Consider the following 25,781-nt stretch of genomic DNA (forward strand, 5'->3'; position numbering starts at 1 on the left):
CAACAATTTCTCTGTATTACTCAAAACCTCAATAGGCTGTAACGCTTGGTGCAGAAAAAACATGAAGCAATGCTAGGCAATGCTTCATGTTTTTAGTCTTCAATGCCCATTGCCAATCTGGTATAAACCGTCGCTAGAGCATTTGCATCACCCACGTTTCCGGGAAACAAAACCACAGGTAAATCAGGGAAACGGGGATGATCGGCGGGAGTACGGACTACGGAGCAACCTGCCAAAATTTGACCTAATAGCCTTGCCGTGGGCAGATTTAAGCCTGTACTCAAGACATCGTTAGAAGTAATGCCACCTTTGCTAATCAAAAAGCCAATATCGGTAGGTAGTCCCTGCACGATCGCCATTAGTAATGCCGATACCGACTGACCAAAAGCGAGGCGAGTGGAGGTATCCGCAAATTCTAATTCTTTGCGACTGGTAAACACGACGGCGGTTTTCCCTGAGGCGTGAGCCTGTGTAACTTGGGCTAGGGCTTCCTGTTTGAGAATTGCCGATTGGGCTTCCGTATCGCTCAATAAACGCGCCACGTCAATCTCAACGGGAACGGTATTGGGAGCCTTGAGTAGATTCTCCAACTGCTCGGTGGTCTTTTTGACATGGGAGCCAACGATCGCAACACCAGCTTTGTGCGATCGCATATATTTAGACATTTCTTCCGCAGGAATGGGTTGCGGTGGGAGCTTAGCAAGGGCAGTCAACAAACTCGCTGCACTACGGAAGAGAAAGCGTTTACCAGTAGCGGCGATCGCTAAAACATCGGAGGCAAATTGATTGAGGTCAGCTTGATTTTCGGCATCAACCACACCACATTGATTGTTATGGAGTCTCGCTAAGCGTAACCGAATCCCTGAGCGAATATCCCCTAATAAAAATCGCTCCACCTGATCCGCAGGAATGCGTCCCTGAGTTTTTTCTTCAACATAATCGGGCAAGTAGCTATGCTTGTAGCCAAATACTGAATCCTTGGCAAATTCAGTCTCATGCACTGGCGTAGGCACACCATTAACTACTAAGTAATGCACACTTGATTTGGTAAAGCGCCCACCTTCAAAAAATGCTGGCACAAGAAAATGTGCATCAAAGTCACCCAATTCCTCAGCGATCGCATCGGTTTCAACTGGATAATGTCCCCGCAAAGTCGAGTCCGAACGACTGACGATCAAAAATTCATGGATGCCTTCTGCTTCCAGTGCAGGTTTGAGATTGCGGCAAACTTCGCGGGTGACTTTGGTTGCATCTTCGGGAGTCAGCGATCGCGTATTTGTCAACACAAACATAATTGGAGATTCATCGGCTAGCCCAATCCGTAGGGTTTCCACATCCCATTTCGTAAGCAATAGGCAGCTATGCACAGTCTGCGAACCCGTCGGATCGTCATCAAGAACAATAATTTTCGGCTTGGAGGAAGAATTAGCTGCCATTAAGTTTCATCTAAGTGGTTGATCTTCAGTCTACTAAAAAAGCGATCGCCAATACTCAGGAGGTTCTAGCGCTTTTCATAACAATTTTTGTGAGTTATGAATAAAAAATAAAGCACCCCATTTGGGCGCTTTATTTTCAGTCTTTATTTTTGATCTTCTAGTCTGGCTTGCAGCAAAGGCACATAATTGGTGTAAACGTGACCCTGTCTAAATTCCTCATCATCTAAAACCTTTTGATGGAAAGGAATTGTCGTCGGTACGCCTGTAATTGCACATTCACGCAAAGCTCGCTTCATCCGCAAAATTGCGGAAGGGCGATCGCTACCCCAGACAATTAACTTGGCAATCAGCGAATCGTAATAGGGGGGAATTACATAATCGGTATAAACGTGGGAATCCATACGGACACCCGGACCTCCAGGGGGCAAATAGCCACTAATCCGACCGGGGTTAGGACGGAAATTGTGATCGGGGTCTTCAGCATTGATCCGACATTCGATCGCATGACCACGGATTTCAATATCCTTTTGCTGGAAGCGAAGCTTATCACCTTGGGCAACGCGCAACTGTTCCGCAATCAAGTCAATTCCTGTGATCATTTCTGTTACAGGATGCTCAACTTGAATCCGAGTATTCATTTCCATAAAATAAAACTTGCCATATTTATCCAGCAAGAATTCCACAGTCCCTACGCCAACATAGTTAATTGCCTTAGCCGCTTTTACCGCCGCTTCCCCCATTTTTTCGCGCAATTTTGGATTAACAGCACTGCTAGGAGCTTCTTCTAATAATTTTTGGTGGCGACGCTGAATCGAGCAATCCCGTTCGCCCAAATGCACCACATGACCATGCATATCCGCCAAAATCTGAATTTCGATATGGCGAGGATCTTCGATCACCTTCTCGATATAAACCCCACCATTGCCAAAGGCAGCCTCTGCTTCACCTTGGGCAGCCCGAAGTAGACGCAATAAATCATCGGGATTGGTGACTAGACGCATCCCCCGCCCACCACCACCTGCGGTAGCCTTAATCATTACTGGAAAGCCAATATCATGGGCAATCTTAATTGCTTGTTCTTCCGACTCGATTAAGCCTTCACTCCCAGGAATAGTTGGCACGCCAGCCTTTTGCATGGTCTTCTTAGCTGTAGACTTATCACCCATCGAACGAATCGAATTAGGGCTAGGGCCAACAAACAATAAGTTGTGATCGGCGCAGATTTCTGCAAATCGGGCATTTTCTGACAGGAATCCATAGCCGGGGTGAATGGCTGTAGCGTTGTGGGTCAGAGCTGCCGAAATGATATTTGGGATATTCAGATAGCTTTTGCTGCTGGGTGAATCGCCAATGCAGACCGCTTCGTGGGCTAGCTGTACATGCAACGAGTTGCGATCGACATCGGAATAAACAGCAACTGTTGGGATTCCTAGTTCTTCGCAAGTCCGAATGATTCGGAGGGCAATTTCACCTCGATTGGCAATCAGTAGTTTGGCGATGGGAGCCATGTTTCGGTTTCTTAATGAACAGTGTCTATTTGGTGATTGGTAATCGGTTATCGGTAAATATTTGATTTGATTTGGTAAGCTTCAAATCCCGATCGCGCTTTGAGTTATCGATTAATGCTGTTGTTAGTAGCTGATGACTTAGAGCTTTTGAATTTTAACTTTTTTTGGTCTGCTTATTTCAGGAGAATCAGACTTTGAATTTGAAAAGACTTAGAAAATTAGAGACAGTGCATCGTGCTGCTTAATTATTACTACTACTAATCAAATTTTTGGCTCCCTTAGATCTGAGTGGCTGGTGCATCAGATCTAAGAGAGCCGTTTTCTATTTTAGGTAATCGCATCTATATTCAAATTTCCCCTTGTTGCAACTTAAACGCTTACAGTAGCAATATCTCTAGTTCGTGAGTTATTGCTTTGGCGTTGAGGTAGGGAAGCGAGACGAGTAGCTATTGGCTGGAGTGGTCGTGGTGATGGTAAGCCTGGTGCATAGGACTCTAGTACATGACCACTGCGAGTACACATGACTAATAAATAGTCACATTCTTCGCATTGGGTTTTGACTTGAGCAAGGTAGGCAAGATGGTGGCGCTCAGCGATCGAACCACAATTAGGGCAGCGAATAGATTCAATCATTTTGAGTAGCTCCTTTTTATAGGGTAAATTTAAATGTTTTATTTATAAAAAACTTGTAAATGTAGTTTTAGGGTGATTTTAGATGTTTTTTGAACGAACTAGCACTCTATGCACAATCTGATTCAGTTATTTAGCGATTGTCACGGGTTCACTACAGTAACAAGTTGGATTTCTTAGGAACTAGAAAGTTAGCAGGAATTAATTGAAGGTATTTATAAAGGAGTAGTTCCCAAAAATTAGATTTGTTTAAAAATTCAGTTTCAGATAATTAGGTATCTGATAAATTTTTAAATCCTGCATTAGCTATGTAATGATTATAAGCATAAAAAATGGGGATCATTACTAGATGAGCGATCCCCGTCTCAAAAAAGATAAGAATTAAATGCCAGATCTTGCGTAGCTGTAAGGAATCAATCGATGATTAAAAAATAGTTAAGCATCAATATTTATTGGAATTCCCTTATAAATCTTTACAGGTTTTTTATCCCCACACAAATATAAATATTTTTAAAGACAAATGTATATCTTTAAATATTTCTTCACAATGCTATTGTAACTGCTGAGCCTATTAATATTTATTCTCAAATCATATTAAAAGCTGTACCTTACTACAAGGTTGCCTCTCATAAACAACATTGCCACGAATATATATTTGTCGTTTTTGTGAAATTTGCAAATATAGCTATGCTCGTATGGTCGTTTTAGTTAAGATACAAAGCCCCAAAGAGATTTACTTTGCAAATCTCTTTGGGGCTGTAATTTTGTTTAAAGTCAGTGCAAATGGCTATATCAAACTCACTTTAATAAAAGTCAAAAGAGGGGTAGTACTTTGTACTACCCCTCTTTTGGTTCAAAATCTCTTATTGCAAAATTTGCCCACGTCCTAGCCATAACTCTAGCAACAGGATCAAGAATCCGAGCATTGCTAAGCGTCCATTCCATACTTCTGCGGAAGGAGTCATGCCCCATTCCCAACGTTCTTGAGGATAGAGTTTGGTGTTTTTCTGCGGTTGAATTGTTGCTGAGAATGGGATTGGGCGATCACCTAAAGCTTTAAGTACCACATCAGCTAAGGCTTGGATAAATGTGGGGTCAGTATCTGGGGCAGGGACTCGCGCAAAGGTCTCAATTCCCGCATGTTCAGCAATTTCTCGATATTCCATATCGATTTCTTCGAGGGTTTCGATATGCTCCGAGACAAAACTGATAGGTACTACTACTAACTCCTTAACCCCTTGTGCTGCTAATTCTTCGATCGCGACATCGGTGTAGGGTTGCAACCATTCAACGGGTCCAACACGACTTTGATAAGCCAACTTATAAGGATTTGGTCGATTTAGCTTTTGCATAATTAAAGCTGCACAAGCCTCGATTTCCTTTTGGTAAGGATCACCTGCTTCTTCGATGTAACTAACTGGCACACCGTGGGCGCTAAAAAAGACATGGGCTTTGCTAGGGTCTTTGACCTGATCAAGTTTAGTGGCGATCAGGTTTGCCATTGATTGTAAATACCATGAGTTGTCATACCAAGAAGGCACAACTGTATATTTGATCTTCTGTAATTCAGGATCGGTTTTCCAAATGCGATCTAGTAAGCGGAAGCTGGAACCTGTAGTGCTGATCGAAAACTGTGGATACAAAGGTAGAACTACTAATTCTTCAATTTTGTCCTTTTTGATCTGAGCGATCGCCTCTTCAGTGAAGGGATGCCAATAGCGCATTCCCACATAAACTTGAGCTTCATGTCCATTTTGGACGAGCTGTGTACGCAATGCCTGAGCTTGAGCCTCGGTAATGCGACGGAGAGGAGAGCCACCACCAATTTTTTTGTAGTTTTGCTGAGACTGTTTAGCACGGAGACTGGAAATGAGCCATGCGAGGGGTGCTTGCAACAATGGCGATGGCAAGCGAATAATTTCTGGGTCAGAAAATAAGTTATACAAAAATGGGCGGACATCCTCTAACTTGTCTGGTCCACCGAGGTTCAGCAGTAAAACTCCTAATCGCCCCATATCAATCGCTATATCCTTTTATACAATTTATATACTATGAGTTTGTTCTATGTAGCACTGATAAAAAGCTCTAAGAATCTTTGATCAATACTCTAAAATTTTGCCAGTAGTGCTGAACAGCATACTGAATCTTGTCAGTACTTAAACAATACATTTATTTGGCAGACGGCAAAACTAAATTATTGCCATTTATTTTCATTATGCCAATAAGTCTATCTCGTTAGCCTATGGAACTGTTAGCAATCCTAACGCATCGGTAAGATTTTGCTGGTTATAGGAAACACATGACTAAGTTATGCAGATTTCTGTACCCACTCGCATAGCGTGCGGGTACAGAAATCTCGGTTTTAATTTTACTTATGCTTGACTACTTACCTATCATAGGTTGCAGATTTCTCTACCATGGCTATTACCAACCACATCCCAGAAATGAGTGATGAAGCGAAGCGTCGCCACTCACTTCTGGGGTGTAGATTTCTCCTAATGTTAAGTGACGATAGCTATATATTTTTTAGGCTAGAGAATTTGTTTTAGTAGCCATTTTTACGGAATACTTATATAGACAGATTCTTTAGATAAATTATTTTGACGTGTGATCGTAAAAATGCGATCGCTAGGATGAGTTTGATATGAAAAGTGTAGATATTGATTCTGTAACTCCATCTGTGGATGATTACAGAAACCACCAAGTCCAAATTGAGTTTACAGGTGGCATTCAGCAAGGAAAAGTGCAAGGCAAGACTCAGATAGTCACTATTGCCTATAGCTCCCTTTCCAAAAGAATGCAAACAATTCGTCGGCTAGGTGGAAAGATTGTCAATGTCTCTATTCTTCGCTTTCAGGCTGATGATATATCAAGGATTGACGATGAGCATGTTGATGCTAATCCCGCGATCGCAACCAGTATTGACAATATTCATACGATCGCAGAATCCGCAGCATCTATCGAGCCATCCGATAAGGCGATCGATCAGCCTGCTGAGGTGAACACAGAAAGTACTTTTTTAGAAGAATCTCATACACCTATTGTTGAAGAGATTGCTACTGAGCCATCTCTTGCTCAAAATGAGCATCATAGCCATGATGTAGAAAACTTGGAGAGTAATGCAGATATTACTTCGCAAGATATTTCGGAAGATATTGTTGTAGTAGTGCCAGAAGCGATCGCCCTTGTCTCTGAAGTTACGACTGAAGAGACTTTAGAAATGATTGCTGAGCCTAGAGTTATTCCTGAGAATATTCTTGAGGAGCCTGTAAAAACTGTTGATGAACCAGAAACTATTTCTAAAAATGTTGCAGAGCCGACGGTAGAAACTGTTGCGAAAAAGGGGGATATCGCTGGAGAAAATATAGCAGCAGAAATATTACCAATAGCTGCTCCGAAAAAATCCAAGTCTAGCTTAGTAGCACCTAAGTCCAAAAAAACACGGACTTCCGCTAAACATGGGTTTAATAAACTTGATTCTAAGCTCAAAACCCACGAACCTATAACCAATACCCCTATAGCTCCTATAGCCAATATAGAGTTAGAGATCGCAATACCAGCGCCAGTGGTAGAACCAGAAATTTATACGCCAGTGGTAGAGTCAGTCCCAGAAATTGACGTGAAGATTACCGACCCCGTGATAGAGGCTTCAGAAACTGTTGTAGAAGAAGCAGTTGTAGAAGAAGCAGTTGTAGAAATTCATGGAGCAACTAATGTAGAAAGCATAGAAGAAGCAGTTGTAGAAACTAATCCAGAATCTGTAGGTGAATCTGTAGAGACTAATCTAGTAGAAGAAGCAGTTGTAAAAACTAATCTAGAAACTGTAGATGAATCTGTAGAAATTCATCAACCTGTTGTAGAGCCACAAAACCAGCATGTTGATGAGGTTATTCCAGAACCTGAGTTACAAACAAGTCTTGCTGATGTTGTAACGCCAGATCCAGAGACAGTTAACGCAGAGACTCCTGCGATCGCAGATGAACACACATCTATAGCTCTTCCGCAAACCGAAGTCATTGCCACATCAGCTAAATCTAAAAAATCAAAAACTGCTAGTAAATCGGGTCATGGTTTTAGTAAACCTAAATCTCGTAAGTAGCTGGGTGCAAATATAAAAAACCAAAACCTGTGGCGCACGCGCAGCGTGCGCCACAGGTTTTGGTTTTTTAATTATGCTTAGATACTTAAATGAGCCCTAACTTAGTGAGGTCTGAAAATCTGCAACTTTAATAACTTTGCCATTTGAGTAATTAGTACTAGAATCTTTTAGTGACTCAGAGGTTAGGATAGATTGCACAAAGCGCTCCTATCCTAGCGTCGTCATAAATACCAACTTAATTGTCAAAGTCTACATAGGGCAGTACATTTATAGATTTGGTATAAGCTAGGAAAAGCTTGAGATACTGTTCGTTAACAAATCAATGGATAGGGCAATGGATGAATTAAGCAATGTTCTGGCATTGGCAACCGATGAAGAGCTATATCAAATTGCGGATATACTGTTTCGGCGTAAATTCAACCCCATTGATTATGTGGCTACCCCGCCTGTGCAAGAGTTACAAAGCTGGGATCGAGATGAACTAATTGAGGCGATCTCAAAGCGTTTTCGATTTTTGGCTGCCGATGGCTTGACGGTGCTCCGCCGCAAAACTAGTGATGTTAGCTATCGAGAAGTCCTAGAGCGTGTCTGTCAGCACCTCAATATTAAATATTCCAAGAAGCAAAGTGTTGAAGATATCGAGTCTGAATTATTTCTCAATTTAATTAGCAATTCATGGAAAAAGCTCTCACCTCAGGAGCGTTCTAGTATTGATGATTCTGTCCAAACAGCTCTTACGGAGTCAAATCTTAAAAAATCCTTGCCCCTTGATGCTCAGCGTAACCCGATGAGTTTGCTAGTCAAAGGTGGTAGTGCGATCGCGGTGAGTACTGTCATTCGTTCGGCGGTATTAAATGCGATCGCCCGCCAAATGGCATGGCATTTTGCCTCTTACCAAGTGGGCTATGAAGTTTTGAAGGCAGGAGGCACAGCGATCGCGACAAGGTTAAATGCCTATGTCTCTACCTATTTAGCAAAACGTGGGATGGCAGTTGCAGCAACCCAATACACCGCCGCTAGAACCGTTTTTTCAGTAATTACGCCTGCGCTTTGGGGGTTATTTTTTGCGGATCTGGGTTGGCGGGCGATCGCTACTAACTACGGACGGATCATTCCTGCTATTTTCATCATTGCTCAAATCAGATTATTGAGAATGTCTTAGTATTTATCGCTGAGATGCAAATAAAAAAGAAACTCGCATAGCGAGTTTCTTTTTTATTTGAACTACAATAGAGAATATGTTACGGATTGTTAAGAGAAATCCTGTATGACCCTCACCTCAGCTCAAAGCATCCAAAGTACTACCGCTCGACCTTGGAATCGGATTGAAGAACCCATGTGGCAAGGCAGCGAAGATGATATTCGTAAAGGCTTGCCCTTTAATTTGCTATCTCCGACTTGGCAAATGTTTTTAATGGGCGATGGTGCGCCGACGCGACATTTACAGCTATTGACTCAATCAGATATTTCGGTTGAGGTGCTAGCAATGACTAATATTGGTGATGATGACGACAATGCCCCATCGGATATTTCCTTGATTGCTGCACCAAGAATTCGTCGCCAAATCTTTTTGCGATCGCAAAAGACAGGAGAGATTTTTTCCCATGCGACTTCATGGTGGTCAGAGGCAGCGATGCAAAAATATTTGAAAGATCCATCTTTGCCGATCTGGGTCAGTCTCAATCAAAAGTACACGGAGCTTTATCGCGATCTCAAAGGTATTTACAAGGGTGCTTGTCCTCAATTAGCACAGGCTTTTGGCTATCCAGAGGTTAAGGAGTACTGGGCAAGACATTATTTGCTATGGCATGGCGGCGAACCAATCACTATGCTCTATGAAATTTATTCGCCAGCGATCGGCAAATATCTCGGTTCAAGCAGCCTCTAACCCCAAAGCTAAAAATGGCTACGCCATTTTTAGCTTTGAAAAAACTTAAAAGAAGCACCACACTTTGTGTGGTGCTTCTTTTAGGCGCAGTAGCGCTATATAATCGCGTTGTAGCGAGTCGGTGACTGCATTGATTGCCATTTATCCAGGTAGTTTCGATCCAATTACCTTTGGGCATCTCGATATTATTAAGCGCGGCAGTCATCTTTTTGATCGTGTGATTGTTGCCGTATTACGCAATCCCAATAAAACGCCTCTCTTTACGATGGAGGAACGGATGACACAGATCCGTGAGGCAACACGACATTTAGATAATGTTGATGTCGATACGTTTACGGGCTTAACTGTCACCTATGCCCATCTCATGAAAGCGCAAGTTCTGATTCGAGGTTTACGCGCAGTTTCCGATTTTGAAATGGAATTGCAGATGGCGCATACCAATAAGACCTTAGCTAATGATATTGAAACAGTATTTCTCTCTACTTCCAATGAATATAGTTTCTTGAGTAGTAGTGTAGTTCGGGAGATTGCCAGATTTGGCGGCGAGATCGATCATCTGGTTACTCCCGAAGTAGCGATCGCCCTAAGACAAAAGTTTCTCTAATACCAAATCAAAAAAGTGTAACTACACTTTTTTGATTTGGAAAACAAACCCAGTATGGATTTTGAAATAAAGAAATGGCTACGCCATTTCTTTATTTGGTACAAAACAAAAGCCTCGCATCGCGAGGCTTTTAACTATAAAACGCTAGCTAGCAAAGCTTTTTGGGCATGGAGGCGATTTTCTGCTTCATCCCAAATACGTGACTGATCACCTTCCATCACTTCATCGGTAATCTCTTCGCCGCGATGGGCTGGCAAACAATGCAAAGCGATCACATCGCGATCGGCTAAAGCCATAAGTTCAGAATTCAGTTGATAGGGTTGGAAAATTGGAATGCGATCTTCTGCTTCCGACTCCTGCCCCATACTTGCCCAGACATCGGTATACAACACATGAGCCGCTTGGGAAGCGAGTTTAGGATCATCGGTGACAATGACTTCAGAATTAGTTGCTAAAGCCTTTGCCTGAGCTACAACTGCGGGATCTGGTGTAAAGTTTTTCGGAGAAGCAATCCGCACATTCATGCCAACGAGCGCACAGCCAATCATCAGGGAATGCGCCATATTATTACCATCACCGAGATAGGTCAGGGTCAGCCCTTTGAGTGTGCCGAAATTTTCTAATACGGTGAGCAAATCAGCTAATACTTGGCAAGGATGCTCTAAATCACTCAAAGCATTAATAATGGGAATCTTAGAAAATTTGGCAAAGGTCTCTAGCTCCGCTTGCTCAAAGGTGCGAATGGCGAGAACATCCAAGTAGCGATCGAGAACTCTGGCAGTATCTTGTATTGGTTCACCACGACTGACTTGGGTCACACTTGGATCAAGATCGATGACATGTCCTCCCAATTGATGCATGGCAACGGTGAAGCTCACACGAGTTCGGGTTGAGGCTTTGCGAAACAGCAAGCCAAGGGTTTTGCGCTGAAAGTCAAACTTTACTTCTCCTGCCTTGAGTTGTTGAGCAAGGGTGAGTAATTCTTGAATCTCGTTGGGTTGTAAGTCTGCCAGACTAAGAAGATCGCGTCCCTGAAGGTTTCCCATTGTTGTTATTAAATTAAATAAGCTTGTGATGAATTGATCTTGAGATTATAAGTTACCGAGCAATTAGACAAATAACTGTTCTACCAACACAAAATTTAAGGCAGTGCTTTGCGCTGCCTTAAATTTTTGTTGACTTCTAAATCTTGACCCCAGATTTGCGAGCGATCCAAATTTCCCAATTGCGGAGGAAGCTCGATCGCGCTTTAAAAATAGTTGCAATATTAGGTTTAAATACTAGCTCCTCACAAGGAGGCTGTACCAAAATCGTAAACAAGCCAAGACGATTGCCTACAATCGTATCGGTGAATAGGCGATCTCCCACCATCGCAACTTGGGCAGGTGGTATTTGCATTGCTTCGAGAACTTGACGCACGACGCGGCGGGATGGCTTACCTGCGCGACTACGATAGGGAAGATTGAGGCTTTCGGCGACCTTTTGAATGCGGCGATCGCTAAAGTTATTACTTGCTAACCAAATGGGATATTGCTGGCGCATTAGTTCTACCCATTGACGAATCTCATCTGAAACATCGGACTCATCATCACCGATGAGGGTATTGTCAACGTCCAAAATGAGACCACTTAACCCATGTTTTTGCATTAACTGTGGAGTAATCGTGTAAATCGGTGCTGACAAAACTAAGTCAGGAGCAATCAGTCGCCAAGGTTTCACAAGGATTTTAGTGTTTTAATTAAATAATTAAGAATATCTTAACTCAGAATTGCCCCAGTAGCATGAAGTGCTATAGCAAGCCACGATAGCGAATGAAGACTAAAACAACTGACCATGAGCCTAGCGCCACCTTAATCGCAACAAGCATATTCAGAATTGGGATGATGCCACCACTAATTAGCTCTCCCATTTGACCATGGGGTAGTTCTATGCCAGAAAGTGTGATTACTGATAAAACAATAAAAATTAGAACCGATATCTTTTCCCAAGTTGCGGCGTACCATCGCTTATACAGGTTCTGAAGTCTCTCTGGAGAAGAAGTAATCGCAATCAAGCCGATCGCCGTTCCACCTGCCACACCTGCGGCAAAGCCTCCTCCTGGACTGAGATGCCCACGAATTGCTAACTCGATCGCTACCAATGCCGCAATAGTAGCTCCCAATTGAGCAAGGACAATCGAAGTTTGATCGGTAAATTGGTAAATCCTTGTAAAGGGTTTCTCATTGGCAAGTAAAAAGTTTGCCCCCATAATTGCGATCGTAAAGACAATTACTTCAAAAATGGTGTCATAGAGGCGATTGCGAAAAATGATTCCTGATACGACATTACTCACACCACTATCTTGGGCGATCACCTCGACAATCGAGAAAGGCAAACTAGGCGCGGGGTTGGGCAGGAATAGCATTTTTATAAAAAAAGCAATCCCTGCGATTATATAAATCCATTTCATTGTTCTTGGGGGAGTAATTAAGATGGTAGGAGTTTAGAGTTATCGCAAAATTAACCGCTAGATGCGAATTAATTGGACATTAGCCAAATCTGGATTCGCTTGCATAATCTCATAAAGCCGACGCAAACGGATTTTGATTTGATAGAATCTGGCTTGATTAACTTCTTGAGTCTCAGCATCATGCAAAGTGGCATGAACAAGCTTATCAATTAATGCTTGTTCTAATTCTGCTTCGTTCTCATAGGGAACTAATTCAACTCTCATATAGTATTTACTGAAAGTATTTTTGAGGATATCGATCAGTTTCTCAAAATTAGATATAGAGGCATAATCTTGATCTATTCCATTATCTATAACCGAATGTTCGTCAAACTGCTCAGGTTGTTGTAATTCTTTTTGCTCTAATTGCTCAAAGGGAAGATCGATCTTATCTAATTCTTCTTCTAAATCGTGAGCGATCGCCATCTCCTCAACCACACCCAAACGCAATACTAAAGAGGATCGTACCGCAACCGCTTGGAGCATTGTCGCTAAAAAAGCTCCGACTAGAGCCTCGGTCAGCGCTACATCCGCCGCGCCTAAAATAGTATAGACTAGCGCTGATATTGCTCCTAAAATGCCACGAATAACTAGAGCTTTGTAGGGATTAGTTTGGAACACCAACATTGATGCTGATATTGGTAGCAGCACTGCGATCGCATAGACATAACCATCGTAATTACTAATCATTTACTGTTCTAATCTGGGGGAATGCTTAATTGTTTTTAGGACGTGTTAATGCAACGCAACGAATCTATTTCTTCTTAGTCGTACTGCTAGAACAGTACGCCAGCACATAGCACAGCATCGTATTCCATAGAGCTAAGGAAATAATTGCCAGAATCAGTAATGGCAACTCCTTGGGGCGAAGTAAAACTAAGCCGAATATAATCGCGATCGAGCCAAGGGTGTCCGATACCGAAAGGCTATGAAGTTTAAAAAGTACCGATCGCTTTGTTAGTAAAGCTGAGGTTCCCCAAAACCAGAATACTAATCCACTTAGAATACAGATATAGCTGAGGATATGGACTAACGTTGTCATGGTTATGGACATGGTTATAGCTCTCCTGTGCGTTGAATGATATGGGCTAGGAGCATAAATCCTGCATTACCCACACTCAAAATAATCACGCCGATTACGCCAATCATCCAATCGTCTCGCAACACTGCGATTACTAAAATCATCACTGCGGATTTGGCAGCAATACTAGAAAAAGCAAGCATAATTTCCCAAATATCGCCATCGTATTTCCAAGCCTGATAAAGGGGAATTAGTAAAGACAAAACCATTGCGCCGACGACAAAATTTAATACAAAATTGGGAGATAGATCGATATTCATGAATTACGCCTCCTCTGGATGCGCCGCACAACATGATGCACCACATACCAGTCATCTTCTTGATGTCTCAACACAACAGTTTTAGGTGTGAAAGTAATCAAGAAAATATCCAAGAAAACTAGGGCTGCTGATCGACGATTTTTAGCTTTTTCCATAATCACTTCTTCATGTTTATGGGGTTGACAGATCATCTCGATTGCTTCGATATAGGCTTGAGGAACTGCCACAATTATCTTTTTGATGCCATAAATAACATCCTTAAACTGAATCGCTTCCGATCGGTAATAGGGCATGAGCAGAGAGATGCTTACACCAATGATGATATTGGTAATACTTAAATTAGCGGTTAACAAAAACCAGATCACGATTCGCAAAATAAATTGTCCAATCATGCCAGCACCATCCAGAACAGTAGAATTAACGTCAGGCTCATAACACCAATCAGATTCTCAAAATCCTCGAACAACGTGGAAAATTTGACCACAGCGTGTTTAAAAATTAGCCAATATGCTATCCAACCGATCGCGATCGTTGCCAGAGGTTTGACGGCATTTTCCAGAGTATAGGCTTCATAGTAAACGGCATTTGCCACAAACAAGCCACCCAATAAAATGGCGATCGCTACCCAAAACTCACCCCGCAAGGGTGCTTTAATCCCTGATTGAGCTTGATGGTTATGGGGCAAGAAAATAAACTTAGCAAAGGAGATCGCAGTACCTAAAGCTGCAATGTTCATGCCGATCACCTGCCAAGGCTGAAGATTTTCCATAGTTAATACTTTTGCCCCAAATCCAGATAGTAAGGGAAACCCAGAAATGGAAAAGCTAGCAATCACCAAAGGTATCCAGAGTTGGGTAGGAATAGGCTGATGCTGCAATTCTTTGAGGTTACGGCTAGGCAAATTGCCCACAATTAGAAATAGAGACGATTTGACTAAGCCATGGGTGAGCGCATAGAAGCCGCCAACCTCTGGTGCAGCAAGGATAAAACCTAACTGCGAAATGGTATGAAAGGCTAACATCCGCTTGGCATCTTTCTCAAACACAGCAAAAAAAACGCCAAGTAGGGCTGTTAAAACCCCAAATATGCGTACGATTGGGTCAAGTTCTTCGATCAATAATGCACAACGCACTAATGGCAAAATTCCCGCCTTTACGACTACTCCCGACATCAGTGCCGAGACTGGTGACTCGGATTCGGCATGGGTTAATGGCAGCCATAGTCCTGATACAAAGATGCCGCCCTTGGCTAACAGCCCTAAAAAGATCAAGGCAATCGCTTCGGGAGGTGAGCCTCGCAGTCCGCTAAAAGTAAAGGAATGGTTGGCTTTATATACCAACACTGCGCCAATTAAATAAAATAACATGGCGACATTGCTGACAAATAAATAGCGCAAACCAATCCAAATGGAGCGATCGCTACGGGGATAGGCAATCAATAAAAAGCTGGCAATGCTAATTACTTCTAGAGCCACATATAAACTGATGAAGTCAGAGCAGGCAAAAGCCGCATTGATACTGCCATGCAGCAATATGACTTGAGCATAAAAAAAGGCGGTGCGATCGCTATTCCAGCAGTAAATAATCACGGCTGCCGTGACCAAAGCATTGGTCAAGATAAAAAATCCTGCCAAGGGATCAAGAACCAAGGTCACACCAAAGTTATCGAGCAATTGTAAGTTGATCGGTGTTTGCTGGACAAACAGAGGAATCACGTATAGTGCCGACGCAAATGTACCGACTAAAGCCAAAATGCGATCGCACTTTGGAAATATATAGATAATGAATCCCACCAAAAACGGCAAGACAATCCAGAGCAAAGTTAGAAAAGTCATAACAAATCACTCTTCTCAATCTCATGAATTTCCAATGTGGGATTATTGCGTGCGAGTTTGATCACCCCAACCAACATCAAGGCTTGAATTGAGAAGCCAATCACGATCGCTGTCAAAATTACAGCCTGAGGTACTGGATCAGCATAGTTAGTCCTTGGGATATCACCAAGGATGGGTGTAAATACTCCTTGTCGGGATGCAATTACTACAAAATAGGCGATTACGCCCGTACTCATCACATCCATAGAAATGATTTTCATAACAAGGTTCTTTTTAAGAATAATTCCTAAAAAGCCACAGAGTATAGTTGCAAGAACAAAGGCTTCTAACACATCAATTTTCTCTGACAGTATTACTAATAGAGTTTACTTTAGGCTTTTATGTAGCTTTTACACTCCGATTAAACCCAGAAAATTCTCTATATATAGCTGCTATAAAAAACTAAGAGAGAGTCGCAGCACAAAGCGCTGCGACTCTCTCTTAGTTTTTTTTGCTTATTGTTTTGGTGTTTTTTGTTGGATCTTTTTATCGATCGCCTGTAATGCTTTTTCGTGATCTTCTAAATTACGGCTAAAGACATGACTGCCATCATATTTAGCCACAAAGAACAGATAGTCAGTACTGGCAGGATCAAGCGTTGCCTTAAGGCTAGCTAATCCCACTGAAGCGATCGCCCCCGGAGGTAAACCTTCATTGAGATAAGTGTTATAGGGCGAAGATGTCCGCACCTGATCTAGTGTCAGTGGATTTTCGGGAGTCTGCTTAATATTTAAGCCATACTCCACGGTGGGATCTGACTCTAGGCGCATATTCTTTTTCAGGCGATTCCAGAAAACCCCCGATATAATGCGACGCTCTGAATCAATTACTGCTTCTTTTTCGACAATACTCGCCAGCGTTACCCAATCTTTGAGACTAACTTTAACCTTTGGTTTACCAGATTGATTGTCTTTGTAAACAGGTAAAGCTACTTGCTCAAAGCGATCAAGCATCAGATCAATAATTCGATCTGGAGTTGCTTCCGATGGCAGAATTTGATAGGTATCAGGAAATAGAAATCCTTCTAAACTGGGGATATCCTCAGGTAGCCAAGGACGACGCTTGGGGCTAGTGCGTTGAGCTGCTGCCACAAAGTCCTTTGCTGCAAAAAAACCTTGCTTCTCAAATAGATCTGCCATCTGAGCGATCGACCAACCCTCAGGAATTGTGAAGCGAACTTCTGTCAATTTCGCTGTTTGGATCTGGGCAACGACTTCTGGCAAAGATTGGTTAGTGGAGAAATCATAGGTTCCCGATCGCAAGGAGACTGCTTCACTACCTCGCAAAGATTGCCATTGTAGCCACAGGCGCAACGCTAAGCTAGAGCGAATTACGCCTGCGGCTTCTAGCTCTTGGGCGATCATTTGAGTTGGCATCCCGTCAGGTATAGTAAGTCTGACTTTTGCTCCAAAGGTGCTAGGAGCAGCACTTGCCCAAATCCACCAAGAGCTACTGACTAGGCCAGTAAATAAAATCGTTAGTGGGAAAGCAACACCATAAAACAGCCAATTAGAACTCTTCTTCGGCATCTTCTGTGCTGAGGACATGGTCTAGATATTGCTCCACATAAGGCTCAAGGGCTGCCATTTCCGCAGGGGTAAGAACTTCAGGTTGACCATCATCTCCCACCTTGGCAATAAACATTAGAGGGTCAAGGGCAGTAAATACAGAAAAAGCCTGCTCTTCATAGTAGAAGTGGGCTAGCTCTTGGAACTCGCCACAATTACCATCTTCTTCAGTATCAATTTCGATGATATCTTCTTCAGTTGGCTCAGGTAATTCACCTGAAACTGTTAATGTGTAAGCAGAGCGCCGTAACGTAAGGTTTTGTTCCGATAAAACAGCTTGAGCAGTTGAGAAAATTAAATCGATTTCTTCTTCGGTGACATCGACTAATTCAGTTTCTTCTTCGTCATCTGTTTCTTGCCATGCAAAGATTTGCACAGAAAAGTCAACTGGTTGCAGCAACAAGTATTCGGTGCTGTCCACTTTAAACTTGGTTTCGACAGTGCAAGGCAAGCTCTTACCTGTTTCATCCGTGAGTACAATCGTCGATCCTTCCATAGATTGCTTTTTTGTATCCTATAGCACTACTAGCTCAGAGAAACCCTCTTATATAAGGCTTTTGGCGCTCTTAAGCATTATGACAGCAAAGGGGACAAAAAATTAGAGACGCTAACAAGCTCTATAGGAATGCTTGATCAAAAAATGATGGCAGTGCGAAGCACTGCCATCATTTTTTGTGGAAATTTGCAGTAAAACAAAAACTGGAAGTAGAGTCATGGTGCGAAGCACCATGACTCTACTTAATTGATTGCTGTTTGATGGCTAACCATTGTTGCAAGATAATGGCGGCGGCTTTACGATCAATCATCGCTTTGTTTTCTCTAGTGGAAATACCTTGCGATCGCATTATTTCTTCAGCCTCATAGGAAGTAAGGCGTTCATCGACAAATTCTACGGTTATACCTAAATGTTTCGCTGCGCCATTGGCAAATTTTTGGACTTGCTTGGCTTGATAGCCTAACGATCCATCCATGTTATAAGGTAAGCCAATTACGAGGGTGTCAATATTGCGCTCAAGAATCAGTGATCGCAGTTCTGCCATGTCGTCTTGCCATGACTTACGGATAATTGTGGTAATGCCATGGACAGTGATGCCAAGGCGATCGCATCCAGCTATGCCGATACGTTTGCGACCTACATCTAGTCCTAGTGCTGCATACTGCATAAATCTTCTAGGGATAAGGGGCGTTTCATGGTACTTATCCCGCCTGAAATGGTTGAACTTTTTGAATTAAAGCTTGCGATCGCGAAATAATTGTTGTCCAGTCATCCTCAGCGATCACCTCTGGTGAAAATAAATGGCTAGAGATACCTACTGCGATCGCCCCTGCCGCTAGAAATTTATCGGCATTTTGGAGACTAACTCCACCTGTAGGAATGAGAGGGATATCACGTATTACTGGTTGTAAGCATTGGATATATTCCACACCACCAATAACTTTGATTGGAAAAACCTTGACAGCAGCAGCGCCTGCTTGCCAAGCCGTAATAATTTCTGTCGGGGTTAAAGCCCCTGCAATTACAGGAATATTATTTTCTAAACCCTTAGCAATGAGTTCAGGATTGGTATGGGGCGTAAATAGAAAGCTACATCCACAGGCGATCGCGCGTTCAGCATTCTCAAGATCTAAAACCGTGCCTGTACCAATTTTGCAATCTGGTAGTTCCTGTTGCAGCTTAGGAATCAATGATTCAGCGCGATCGGTATTCCATGCAATTTCAATCAGCTTAATTCCCCCTGCCGCTGCTGCAAGTGCCATTTCTCTAGCAATACTGACATTATCTGCCCGAATAACGGCAATAATGCGATGCTGCTGCAACAAACTGAGCCAAGGATTCACAGGATTTTGTAAAAAAGGACGATCCAATTAACTGCCACAGATCATGGCATAAGGACATGATTTTTGAAAGTGCTACAAAGCAGCACTTTCAAAAATTGGATTGATCTAGATAATGGTGTTATCAGGGATCACAGCATTTTTAACGACGACAACGATACCATTGCAAATGCAATAGCCTTGTTCTTCACGATTGACATCTTGGACGCGATCTTTATTGATAATCTGCACATTTTTACCAATTCGTGCATTTTTATCGATAATTGCGCGACGGATGATTGTATTTTCGCCGATTCCCATAGGCACTTTGTTAGTAGCAAGATCGGAAGCACGCTCTTCCTGTGGTTGATAAAAATCACAACCCATCAGTAGCGTATCTTCAATTGTGCAATTGGCTTCGATATGCATTCTGATACCAACTACTGAGTTAGTAATGGTTGCTTGGTTGAGAATACAGCCTTCACCAATGACCGAATCTTTAACTTTACAATCATGAACCTTGCTAGGTGGCAAATAACGAGCGCGAGTATAGATGGGCTTTTCGGTCTCGTAGAAATTAAAGGCAGTAGCAGGATGACGAGTTAAGTCAAGATTGGCTTGATAGAAAGATTCGATGGTTCCAATATCTTCCCAGTAGCCAGAATATAGGTATGCCTGTACATTCAAGTTTTGAATTGCCGCAGGGATAATTTCCTTACCAAAATCTGTATATTCTGGATTATCACTGAGCAATTTCATCATTGCTTGTTTGTTAAAGACATAGATACCCATCGACGCAATAAATGGATTAGCGATCGCTTCAGTAGCATCTAAGCCAAGCTTGGTGGTATCTACTCGCATTCCCTCTAGAGCTTCACCCTTAGGCTTCTCAAGGAATTTAATAACTTTGCCTTCGCTGTCAGTTTTCAATAAACCAAAGGCAGATGCTTTTTTCTGATCGACAGGTAATACAGATAGGGTGATGTCAGCGCCTGTTTCGCGGTGATGTCTGACAAATTTTTCATAGTCCATGTTGTACAGATGATCGCCAGAGAGGATCAAATATTCACTTACGTTCCATGATTCTAAAAGCCACGCATAGCGACGTACTGCATCGGCTGTACCTTGGAACCAATCTGGACTATCAGGGGTTTGTTGAGCCGCAAGAATTTCTACAAATCCGTCAGAATAGGACGCTGGACGATAGGCCTGATTGACATGGCGATTGAGAGAGGCGGAGTTAAACTGTGTCAGGATATAAATTTTTTCAATACCTGAGTTGATACAGTTGCTCACAGGAATGTCGATCAGTCGATATTTTCCTGCTACGGGGACTGCGGGTTTAGCCCGTGTTTTTGTGAGGGGATATAGTCGGCTTCCCTGTCCACCGCCCAGAATAATAGCCAGTACGTTTTTCATAAATTCTTCGGATTATCTTGGCTTTTTTATATGCTTACTTTTCTGAATGCAAACATTGTCTATCTTTGCGGGGATCGTTGCAAGTGATGTAAGAACACAATGCCCATAAATCAAAAAAGTTGAGACTCCTGAAAGTAATAGGCTAGAGAAGCGCAGCAAAATTAAAGAACCAATTTTTGGTGGCGTGGTTTTGCCACGTCACCAAAAATCTAAACCTCAAAACCTTTTATGGACGCAAGGCAATTCTTCGCATCTATAACAAAGGTTTATATAGCATGTAGATTTTGGGGTTTGTGGAAGTGCATCCCGAAGGGGTGCACTTCCACAAACCATTTAGGATTGTTATAGGAACAATATGAACAATAAATACGTCGAGCGGGGTAAAGTTACAATCATGCGATTAGGAAAATTCTGAAGATGCTTGTAAAGAAAATGTCGGCTAATTCATGGATGATTAGCATTGGCTTAGGGGCGATCGCTTTAACAAACATCGCTACACCGCAGGCTAGAGCTGAACAGCCCATTTTAGAAAACCTTGTCCAGCAAGCAGCATCCAAGGATCAAACCACATCGCAACAGGCGATCGCCAAATTACGGGAATTTAAAAATGCAGGGGTGGATGTATTTTGGACTGCCTACCAAAAAGATTTGCCCAATAATTCACAATTACGAGCTACTTTAGATGCCATTTGTCAGCAAAAGGACTGTGATGCCTCCCGCTTATATTGGTACAAGGATTTGGAAGCTGCAAAGACTGCTTCTAAAGAAACTGGCAAACCAATTTTGTCTCTGCGTTTACTTGGTAATCTCGCCGATGAATTGAGTTGTGCTAATAGTCGATTTTTCCGCACTGCTCTATATCCTAATGCGGAGGTATCGCAACTACTGCGCGATCGCTTTATTCTGCATTGGCAGTCAGAGCGCCCTGTCCCCAAAGTCACGATTGATTTTGGGGATGGTCGCAAGCTAGAGCAAACGATTACGGGTAATAGTATTCATTACATTCTTGATAGTGAAGGTCGTCCCATTGATGCGATTCCGGGGTTATATAGCCCACAGGCTTTTATAGACAATCTCAAGGATGCTGAAGGTGTCGCGCGATCGCTGCAAACTAATAATGTGAACCGGCGTGAAGTGGTAGTTAAATACCATCGCGATCGCTATGCCAAGTTAGAGAAAAAATGGCGAGCCGATTTAACACGCTTACGCTTGCCGCTACAGCCATTACTACCTCTAGCAGTGACAGATCCTAAAGCTAGTGCTGCTCTTGCTAGTCGGTTAACAGTGGGCAAAATGATGGTGGAATTGCCAACATTAAGCCGTACCGTTGGTGAACCCTTAACTGAACTCAATCCCACCTCTCCCTTTGACAAACTCAGTGATGCTAATTGGGCAAGATTAGCAAGTCTTTATCAAAATCGGGTCTATCTCGATCAAGGTAGTCTAAAAGTGATGGAACGTAAGCTCTCACCTACTGCCTCCATGCGTACCGTGGTGAATAGTTTTGAAAAGGCGATCGCGCAGGATACAGTTCGTAATGAATATGTATTTCATGCCCAAATCCATAACTGGTTTGCTAATGGTGAATTTATCACTGGTGATACCAACCTGTTAACAACACTCAATCGGCGCGTCTACGATCAACTGTTTTTGACACCTGCTAGTGATCCTTGGTTAGGATTAGTTAATGAGAATATCTATACAGGAATCAGTAAAGCCCAATAAAAATAAGCCCTGCTAGCAGGGCTTATTTTTAGGCATATATATTTTGGAGGGATTATTTATGAGTCGCAATATTCGCGATCGCATTCTGCAATTTAACGCTAGTAAATCGAGAGATCCCATTCCCAATCTGCTCGAAGCCAAATATGCCGCAATGCGGGAAGATAAAGAAAATCCCTTCGTTTTCTTTCGAGCAACTTGTCATCTTTTTTATGAAGATTTACCCATTGTTTCTTGTTTTAAAAATGCTCCATTAGCATGGATATGCGGCGATCTACATATTGAGAATTTCGGGAATTATAAAGCGGATAATCGTCACGTTTATTTTGATATCAATGACTTTGATGAAGCAGTACTAGCCCCATGTACTTGGGATATTACAAGACTATTGACAAGTATTCTTGTTGCCTGTCAAACGTTTTCCGTCAAGCAATCATTGGCGGAAGAGCTTTGTCAGAAATTTCTCCATGTCTATGCCCAAACGATTATTGAGGGGAAAGCCTATTGGATGGGAGCCGATACTGCTCCTAAGGTGATCGCTGATTTGTTATCTCGCAAAACAGAAGTCAAACGCAAAGAAATCCTTGAAGAACGCACGGATCTAAGTAAAGACAAAAAAAATCGAGCAATTAAGCTTGATGGATGTAAGGCACAAGAGATTTCTGAAAAGAAAAAACAGAAAGTAAAAGATGCGATGAAAGTGTTTGCGGCTAAGCAGTCTAATCCTGATTTCTTTAAGGTGTTAGATGTGGCACAACGGATTGCGGGCAAAGGAAGTTTAGGGCTTGAGCGTTATGTTGTGTTGGTGGAAGGTAAAGGTTCCCCCGATGAGAACTATCTCATCGATCTAAAAAAATCAATGCCTTCGTCCTTAGAACCCTATGTTATTTGGGAGCAACCAAAATGGAATAATGCATCCGATCGCATTGTGTCAATTCAAATGCGATCGCAAGCGATACCAAGCGCATGGCTAGAGACTGTAACCATTGGTAAAGACTCTTTTGTATTGCGAGAGTTGCAATCTACTCAAAGTCCAACGGATCACTTAAAAATCAAAAAATGGGATGATCAACTAGAACAGTCTGAAGAATTGATGCAGGCTTTGGGACAGGTAGTTGCTTGGTCACATTTGCGGAGTAGTGGTAGACAGGGTTCTGCTATATCTGATGAATTAATTGATTTTGCAAACCAATCTCAATGGAAAAATGAAGTCATGGAATATGCTAAGTCATATAGCCAGCAAGTTCATCAAGATTGGCAAGAGTTTTGTCATGACAAATAGAACATTGCCTCTAGCTCATTCTTGAGATCGGCGCGTGTTAGCATAAATTAATGCGTGTAAATGGGTGTTTTTGTTAATGCTAACCCAGCACCGCCTTAGACCGAATCATTCAGACAATCAGCACAGAAGCTCAGAAAAATGACCAATTTGTTTTCCCTCCTCGCCGCATCCGATCCTACTATCGCAGGCTTTATCGGTAAAGAAATCGAGAGACAGCGCAACAATATCGAACTCATTGCCAGCGAAAATTTTACCTCCCTTGCGGTGATGGCAGCGCAGGGATCAGTTTTGACCAATAAGTATGCCGAAGGTTTGCCCTCTAAACGCTATTACGGGGGGTGTGAATTTGTAGACGAGATCGAGTCGATCGCGATCGAGCGCATCAAAGAATTATTCGGTGCTGCCCATGCAAACGTCCAGCCCCACTCTGGCGCACAGGCAAACTTTGCCGTATTTCTCACCCTGCTTAAACCAGGGGATACTTTCTTGGGTATGGACTTGTCCCACGGTGGACATTTGACCCACGGCTCACCCGTGAATGTGTCAGGGCTGTGGTTTAACAAAGTCCATTACGGCTTAAATAAAGAAACTGAGCAGCTAGATTTTGATTTGATTCGTGATTTGGCGTTGCAGCACAAGCCCAAATTAATCATCTGTGGTTATTCCGCATATCCTCGGATTATTGATTTTGCGAAATTTAGAGCGATCGCTGATGAAGTCGGTGCATATCTGATGGCAGATATTGCCCATATTGCAGGGCTAGTTGCTTCTGGTCATCACCCTAATCCCATCCCCTACTGTGATGTCGTCACCACTACTACCCACAAAACCCTACGCGGGCCCCGTGGTGGTTTGATCATGACTCGCGATGCAGCCCTCGGCAAAAAGTTTGATAAGTCGGTTTTCCCTGGATCGCAAGGTGGTCCCCTCGAACATGTGATTGCCGCTAAAGCTGTTGCCTTTGGTGAAGCCTTGCGTCCTGAGTTCAAGACCTATTGCGGACAAGTAATTGCTAACTCCCAAGCCCTTGCTGCCCAATTACAAGAACGTGGTTTGAAATTAGTTTCTAATGGCACTGACAACCACTTGCTGCTAGTTGACCTACGTTCCATTGGTATGACTGGTAAGGTTGCTGACCTATTAGTAAGCGGTATCAATATCACGGCTAACAAAAATACAGTTCCCTTCGATCCTGAATCGCCTTTTGTCACCAGTGGTTTGCGTCTCGGCTCTCCTGCAATGACCTCTCGTGGTCTCAAGGAAGCTGACTTCCGCGAAATTGCGAATATCATTGCCGATCGCTTACTCAATCCTGAAAGTGATGCCGTCCAAGCGGATTGTATTGCAAGAGTTCAAGCTCTATGCGATCGCTTCCCTCTCTATCCTGAATTGGATTACCCCACGATTGCTGATAAAGAACCTGCCTTAGCAGTTTAAAGTCAAATAAAAAAAGCTAGGGGGCTTTGCCTCCTAGCTTTTTTATTTGTATCTAAAGGTGTAGGTTGCAACTCCAACTCGAAACATTCAATCCTGTATGATCTGATCGTTATTTTAAAAAACTTTACAAATCTTTCATACTCAGGAGTATCTAGTCATGGCTAAAGTCAAAATCGCTACCACTAAAGATGTCAGTGCTGACAAGGTCTTGAAAACCAGTGCTAATGGTCAATCAGTGATCGTGGCAAAAGTTGGAGACAAACATTGCGCGATCGCTAACAAATGTCCTCACCTTGGACTGCCTTTAGCTAAGGGTAAATTTGAAAATGGTGTCATTACTTGTCCTTTTCATGGTTCTAAGTTTGAGATCTGCACTGGTAAAAACGTCGAGTGGGTAGATTCTGTCGTAGGTATTCCCTTGCCCGATTTTGCCAAGAAGATTGTTTCGATGGGCAAATCTTCTACCGATGTTGCTAGCTTCACTGTTACCCAAGAAGGTGAAGATCTATTTATTGATGCTTAATCACAAGCTGTTTCCCCTTCTTTGGCAGGAAAACATCTTGCTGGAAAAATGCTACCTTGAATTAGCACTACAAGTATTTTGAATATGGGCGACGCTAAGCGTCGCCCATCATTGTCTCAAAGGCTTGCTAGGAAAGCTTTTGCCAAAA

General features: G+C 42.6%; 26 protein-coding genes. 8 read left to right on the top strand and 18 right to left on the bottom strand.

Annotated elements, in window-relative coordinates; all coding sequences use genetic code 11:
- Positions 1–92: 92 nt before the first annotated feature.
- From NMG48_RS16325 to hemH, 4 genes are all read right to left on the bottom strand, one after another.
- Positions 93–1,436 carry a four-carbon acid sugar kinase family protein gene (locus tag NMG48_RS16325; RefSeq protein WP_271252518.1) on the bottom strand — a complete coding sequence of 448 codons (1,344 nt, stop codon included), beginning with the start codon at positions 1,434–1,436 and terminating at the stop codon, positions 93–95.
- A gap of 143 nt (positions 1,437–1,579) precedes the next feature.
- A complete protein-coding gene (accC, locus tag NMG48_RS16330) occupies positions 1,580–2,944 on the bottom strand; it encodes an acetyl-CoA carboxylase biotin carboxylase subunit (RefSeq protein ID WP_271252519.1) in 1,365 nt (454 codons plus the stop codon).
- Between the two features lie 369 nt (positions 2,945–3,313).
- On the bottom strand, positions 3,314–3,577 hold the full coding sequence (locus tag NMG48_RS16335) for a hypothetical protein (RefSeq protein ID WP_271252520.1): 264 nt from the start codon (positions 3,575–3,577) through the stop codon (positions 3,314–3,316).
- Between the two features lie 860 nt (positions 3,578–4,437).
- The gene (hemH, locus tag NMG48_RS16340) at positions 4,438–5,589 is read right to left on the bottom strand and encodes a ferrochelatase (RefSeq protein ID WP_271252521.1); all 1,152 of its coding nucleotides are present in this window, start codon (positions 5,587–5,589) and stop codon (positions 4,438–4,440) included.
- A 629-nt stretch (positions 5,590–6,218) separates the two neighbouring features.
- Here hemH and NMG48_RS16345 point away from each other — a divergent pair.
- The 4 genes from NMG48_RS16345 (at position 6,219) to coaD (ending at position 10,165) form a co-directional block, all read left to right on the top strand.
- Complete coding sequence (locus tag NMG48_RS16345; protein ID WP_271252522.1) at positions 6,219–7,673, top strand: phycobilisome linker polypeptide; 1,455 nt, start codon at positions 6,219–6,221, stop codon at positions 7,671–7,673.
- Between the two features lie 334 nt (positions 7,674–8,007).
- Positions 8,008–8,835: a YaaW family protein gene (locus NMG48_RS16350; protein ID WP_271252523.1), complete on the top strand. Its 828-nt coding sequence runs from the start codon at positions 8,008–8,010 to the stop codon at positions 8,833–8,835.
- Between the two features lie 105 nt (positions 8,836–8,940).
- On the top strand, positions 8,941–9,561 hold the full coding sequence (locus NMG48_RS16355) for a chorismate lyase (RefSeq protein WP_271252524.1): 621 nt from the start codon (positions 8,941–8,943) through the stop codon (positions 9,559–9,561).
- 130 nt (positions 9,562–9,691) lie between these two features.
- On the top strand, positions 9,692–10,165 hold the full coding sequence (gene coaD / locus NMG48_RS16360) for a pantetheine-phosphate adenylyltransferase (protein WP_169364400.1): 474 nt from the start codon (positions 9,692–9,694) through the stop codon (positions 10,163–10,165).
- Positions 10,166–10,299: 134 nt separating this feature from the next.
- Here coaD and argF read toward each other — a convergent pair whose 3' ends face one another.
- From argF to NMG48_RS16430, 14 genes are all read right to left on the bottom strand, one after another.
- Positions 10,300–11,211 carry an ornithine carbamoyltransferase gene (gene argF, locus NMG48_RS16365; protein ID WP_271252525.1) on the bottom strand — a complete coding sequence of 304 codons (912 nt, stop codon included), beginning with the start codon at positions 11,209–11,211 and terminating at the stop codon, positions 10,300–10,302.
- Positions 11,212–11,347: 136 nt separating this feature from the next.
- On the bottom strand, positions 11,348–11,884 hold the full coding sequence (locus NMG48_RS16370; protein ID WP_271252526.1) for a YqeG family HAD IIIA-type phosphatase: 537 nt from the start codon (positions 11,882–11,884) through the stop codon (positions 11,348–11,350).
- Positions 11,885–11,954: 70 nt separating this feature from the next.
- Positions 11,955–12,614, bottom strand: coding sequence for a Na(+)/H(+) antiporter subunit B (locus tag NMG48_RS16375; RefSeq protein ID WP_271252527.1), 660 nt, complete (start codon positions 12,612–12,614; stop codon positions 11,955–11,957).
- Positions 12,615–12,671: 57 nt separating this feature from the next.
- The gene (locus NMG48_RS16380; RefSeq protein WP_271252528.1) at positions 12,672–13,343 is read right to left on the bottom strand and encodes a DUF4040 domain-containing protein; all 672 of its coding nucleotides are present in this window, start codon (positions 13,341–13,343) and stop codon (positions 12,672–12,674) included.
- Between the two features lie 64 nt (positions 13,344–13,407).
- Positions 13,408–13,707: a monovalent cation/H(+) antiporter subunit G gene (locus NMG48_RS16385; protein WP_271252529.1), complete on the bottom strand. Its 300-nt coding sequence runs from the start codon at positions 13,705–13,707 to the stop codon at positions 13,408–13,410.
- 2 nt (positions 13,708–13,709) lie between these two features.
- Positions 13,710–13,994: a hypothetical protein gene (locus NMG48_RS16390; protein WP_271252530.1), complete on the bottom strand. Its 285-nt coding sequence runs from the start codon at positions 13,992–13,994 to the stop codon at positions 13,710–13,712.
- Complete coding sequence (locus tag NMG48_RS16395) at positions 13,991–14,386, bottom strand: Na+/H+ antiporter subunit E (RefSeq protein ID WP_271252531.1); 396 nt, start codon at positions 14,384–14,386, stop codon at positions 13,991–13,993. The genes NMG48_RS16390 and NMG48_RS16395 overlap by 4 nt, the downstream gene beginning before the upstream one ends.
- Positions 14,383–15,828 (bottom strand): cation:proton antiporter, encoded by a 1,446-nt coding sequence (locus NMG48_RS16400; RefSeq protein ID WP_271252532.1) that lies wholly within the window; start codon positions 15,826–15,828, stop codon positions 14,383–14,385. The genes NMG48_RS16395 and NMG48_RS16400 overlap by 4 nt, the downstream gene beginning before the upstream one ends.
- On the bottom strand, positions 15,825–16,160 hold the full coding sequence (locus NMG48_RS16405) for a cation:proton antiporter subunit C (RefSeq protein ID WP_271252533.1): 336 nt from the start codon (positions 16,158–16,160) through the stop codon (positions 15,825–15,827). The genes NMG48_RS16400 and NMG48_RS16405 overlap by 4 nt, the downstream gene beginning before the upstream one ends.
- A 162-nt stretch (positions 16,161–16,322) precedes the next feature.
- Positions 16,323–17,414, bottom strand: a complete 1,092-nt coding sequence (gene mltG / locus NMG48_RS16410; protein ID WP_271252534.1) for an endolytic transglycosylase MltG — start codon at positions 17,412–17,414, stop codon at positions 16,323–16,325.
- Positions 17,377–17,931, bottom strand: coding sequence for a DUF3727 domain-containing protein (locus NMG48_RS16415; RefSeq protein ID WP_169361606.1), 555 nt, complete (start codon positions 17,929–17,931; stop codon positions 17,377–17,379). Before NMG48_RS16415 ends, mltG begins: the two co-directional genes overlap by 38 nt.
- A 238-nt stretch (positions 17,932–18,169) precedes the next feature.
- Positions 18,170–18,598 (bottom strand): Holliday junction resolvase RuvX, encoded by a 429-nt coding sequence (gene ruvX / locus NMG48_RS16420; RefSeq protein ID WP_271252535.1) that lies wholly within the window; start codon positions 18,596–18,598, stop codon positions 18,170–18,172.
- A 34-nt stretch (positions 18,599–18,632) separates the two neighbouring features.
- Positions 18,633–19,274 (bottom strand): bifunctional 4-hydroxy-2-oxoglutarate aldolase/2-dehydro-3-deoxy-phosphogluconate aldolase, encoded by a 642-nt coding sequence (locus tag NMG48_RS16425; RefSeq protein ID WP_345961283.1) that lies wholly within the window; start codon positions 19,272–19,274, stop codon positions 18,633–18,635.
- A gap of 105 nt (positions 19,275–19,379) precedes the next feature.
- Positions 19,380–20,669, bottom strand: a complete 1,290-nt coding sequence (locus NMG48_RS16430; RefSeq protein ID WP_271252537.1) for a glucose-1-phosphate adenylyltransferase — start codon at positions 20,667–20,669, stop codon at positions 19,380–19,382.
- A gap of 417 nt (positions 20,670–21,086) precedes the next feature.
- Between NMG48_RS16430 and NMG48_RS16435 the strand changes: the two genes are divergently transcribed.
- The 4 genes from NMG48_RS16435 to NMG48_RS16450 all read left to right on the top strand — a co-directional run bounded on the left by NMG48_RS16435 (position 21,087) and on the right by NMG48_RS16450 (position 25,633).
- Positions 21,087–22,394: a hypothetical protein gene (locus tag NMG48_RS16435; protein ID WP_271252538.1), complete on the top strand. Its 1,308-nt coding sequence runs from the start codon at positions 21,087–21,089 to the stop codon at positions 22,392–22,394.
- A gap of 58 nt (positions 22,395–22,452) precedes the next feature.
- Entirely contained in the window at positions 22,453–23,673 is a 1,221-nt protein-coding gene (locus NMG48_RS16440) for a DUF2252 domain-containing protein (protein ID WP_271252539.1), read from the top strand.
- 138 nt (positions 23,674–23,811) lie between these two features.
- Entirely contained in the window at positions 23,812–25,110 is a 1,299-nt protein-coding gene (glyA, locus tag NMG48_RS16445; RefSeq protein ID WP_271252540.1) for a serine hydroxymethyltransferase, read from the top strand.
- Between the two features lie 157 nt (positions 25,111–25,267).
- A complete protein-coding gene (locus NMG48_RS16450; protein ID WP_271252541.1) occupies positions 25,268–25,633 on the top strand; it encodes a Rieske (2Fe-2S) protein in 366 nt (121 codons plus the stop codon).
- Positions 25,634–25,781: the final 148 nt, after the last annotated feature.

This window comes from Pseudanabaena sp. Chao 1811 (genome assembly GCF_027942295.1).
Taxonomy (GTDB): domain Bacteria; phylum Cyanobacteriota; class Cyanobacteriia; order Pseudanabaenales; family Pseudanabaenaceae; genus Pseudanabaena.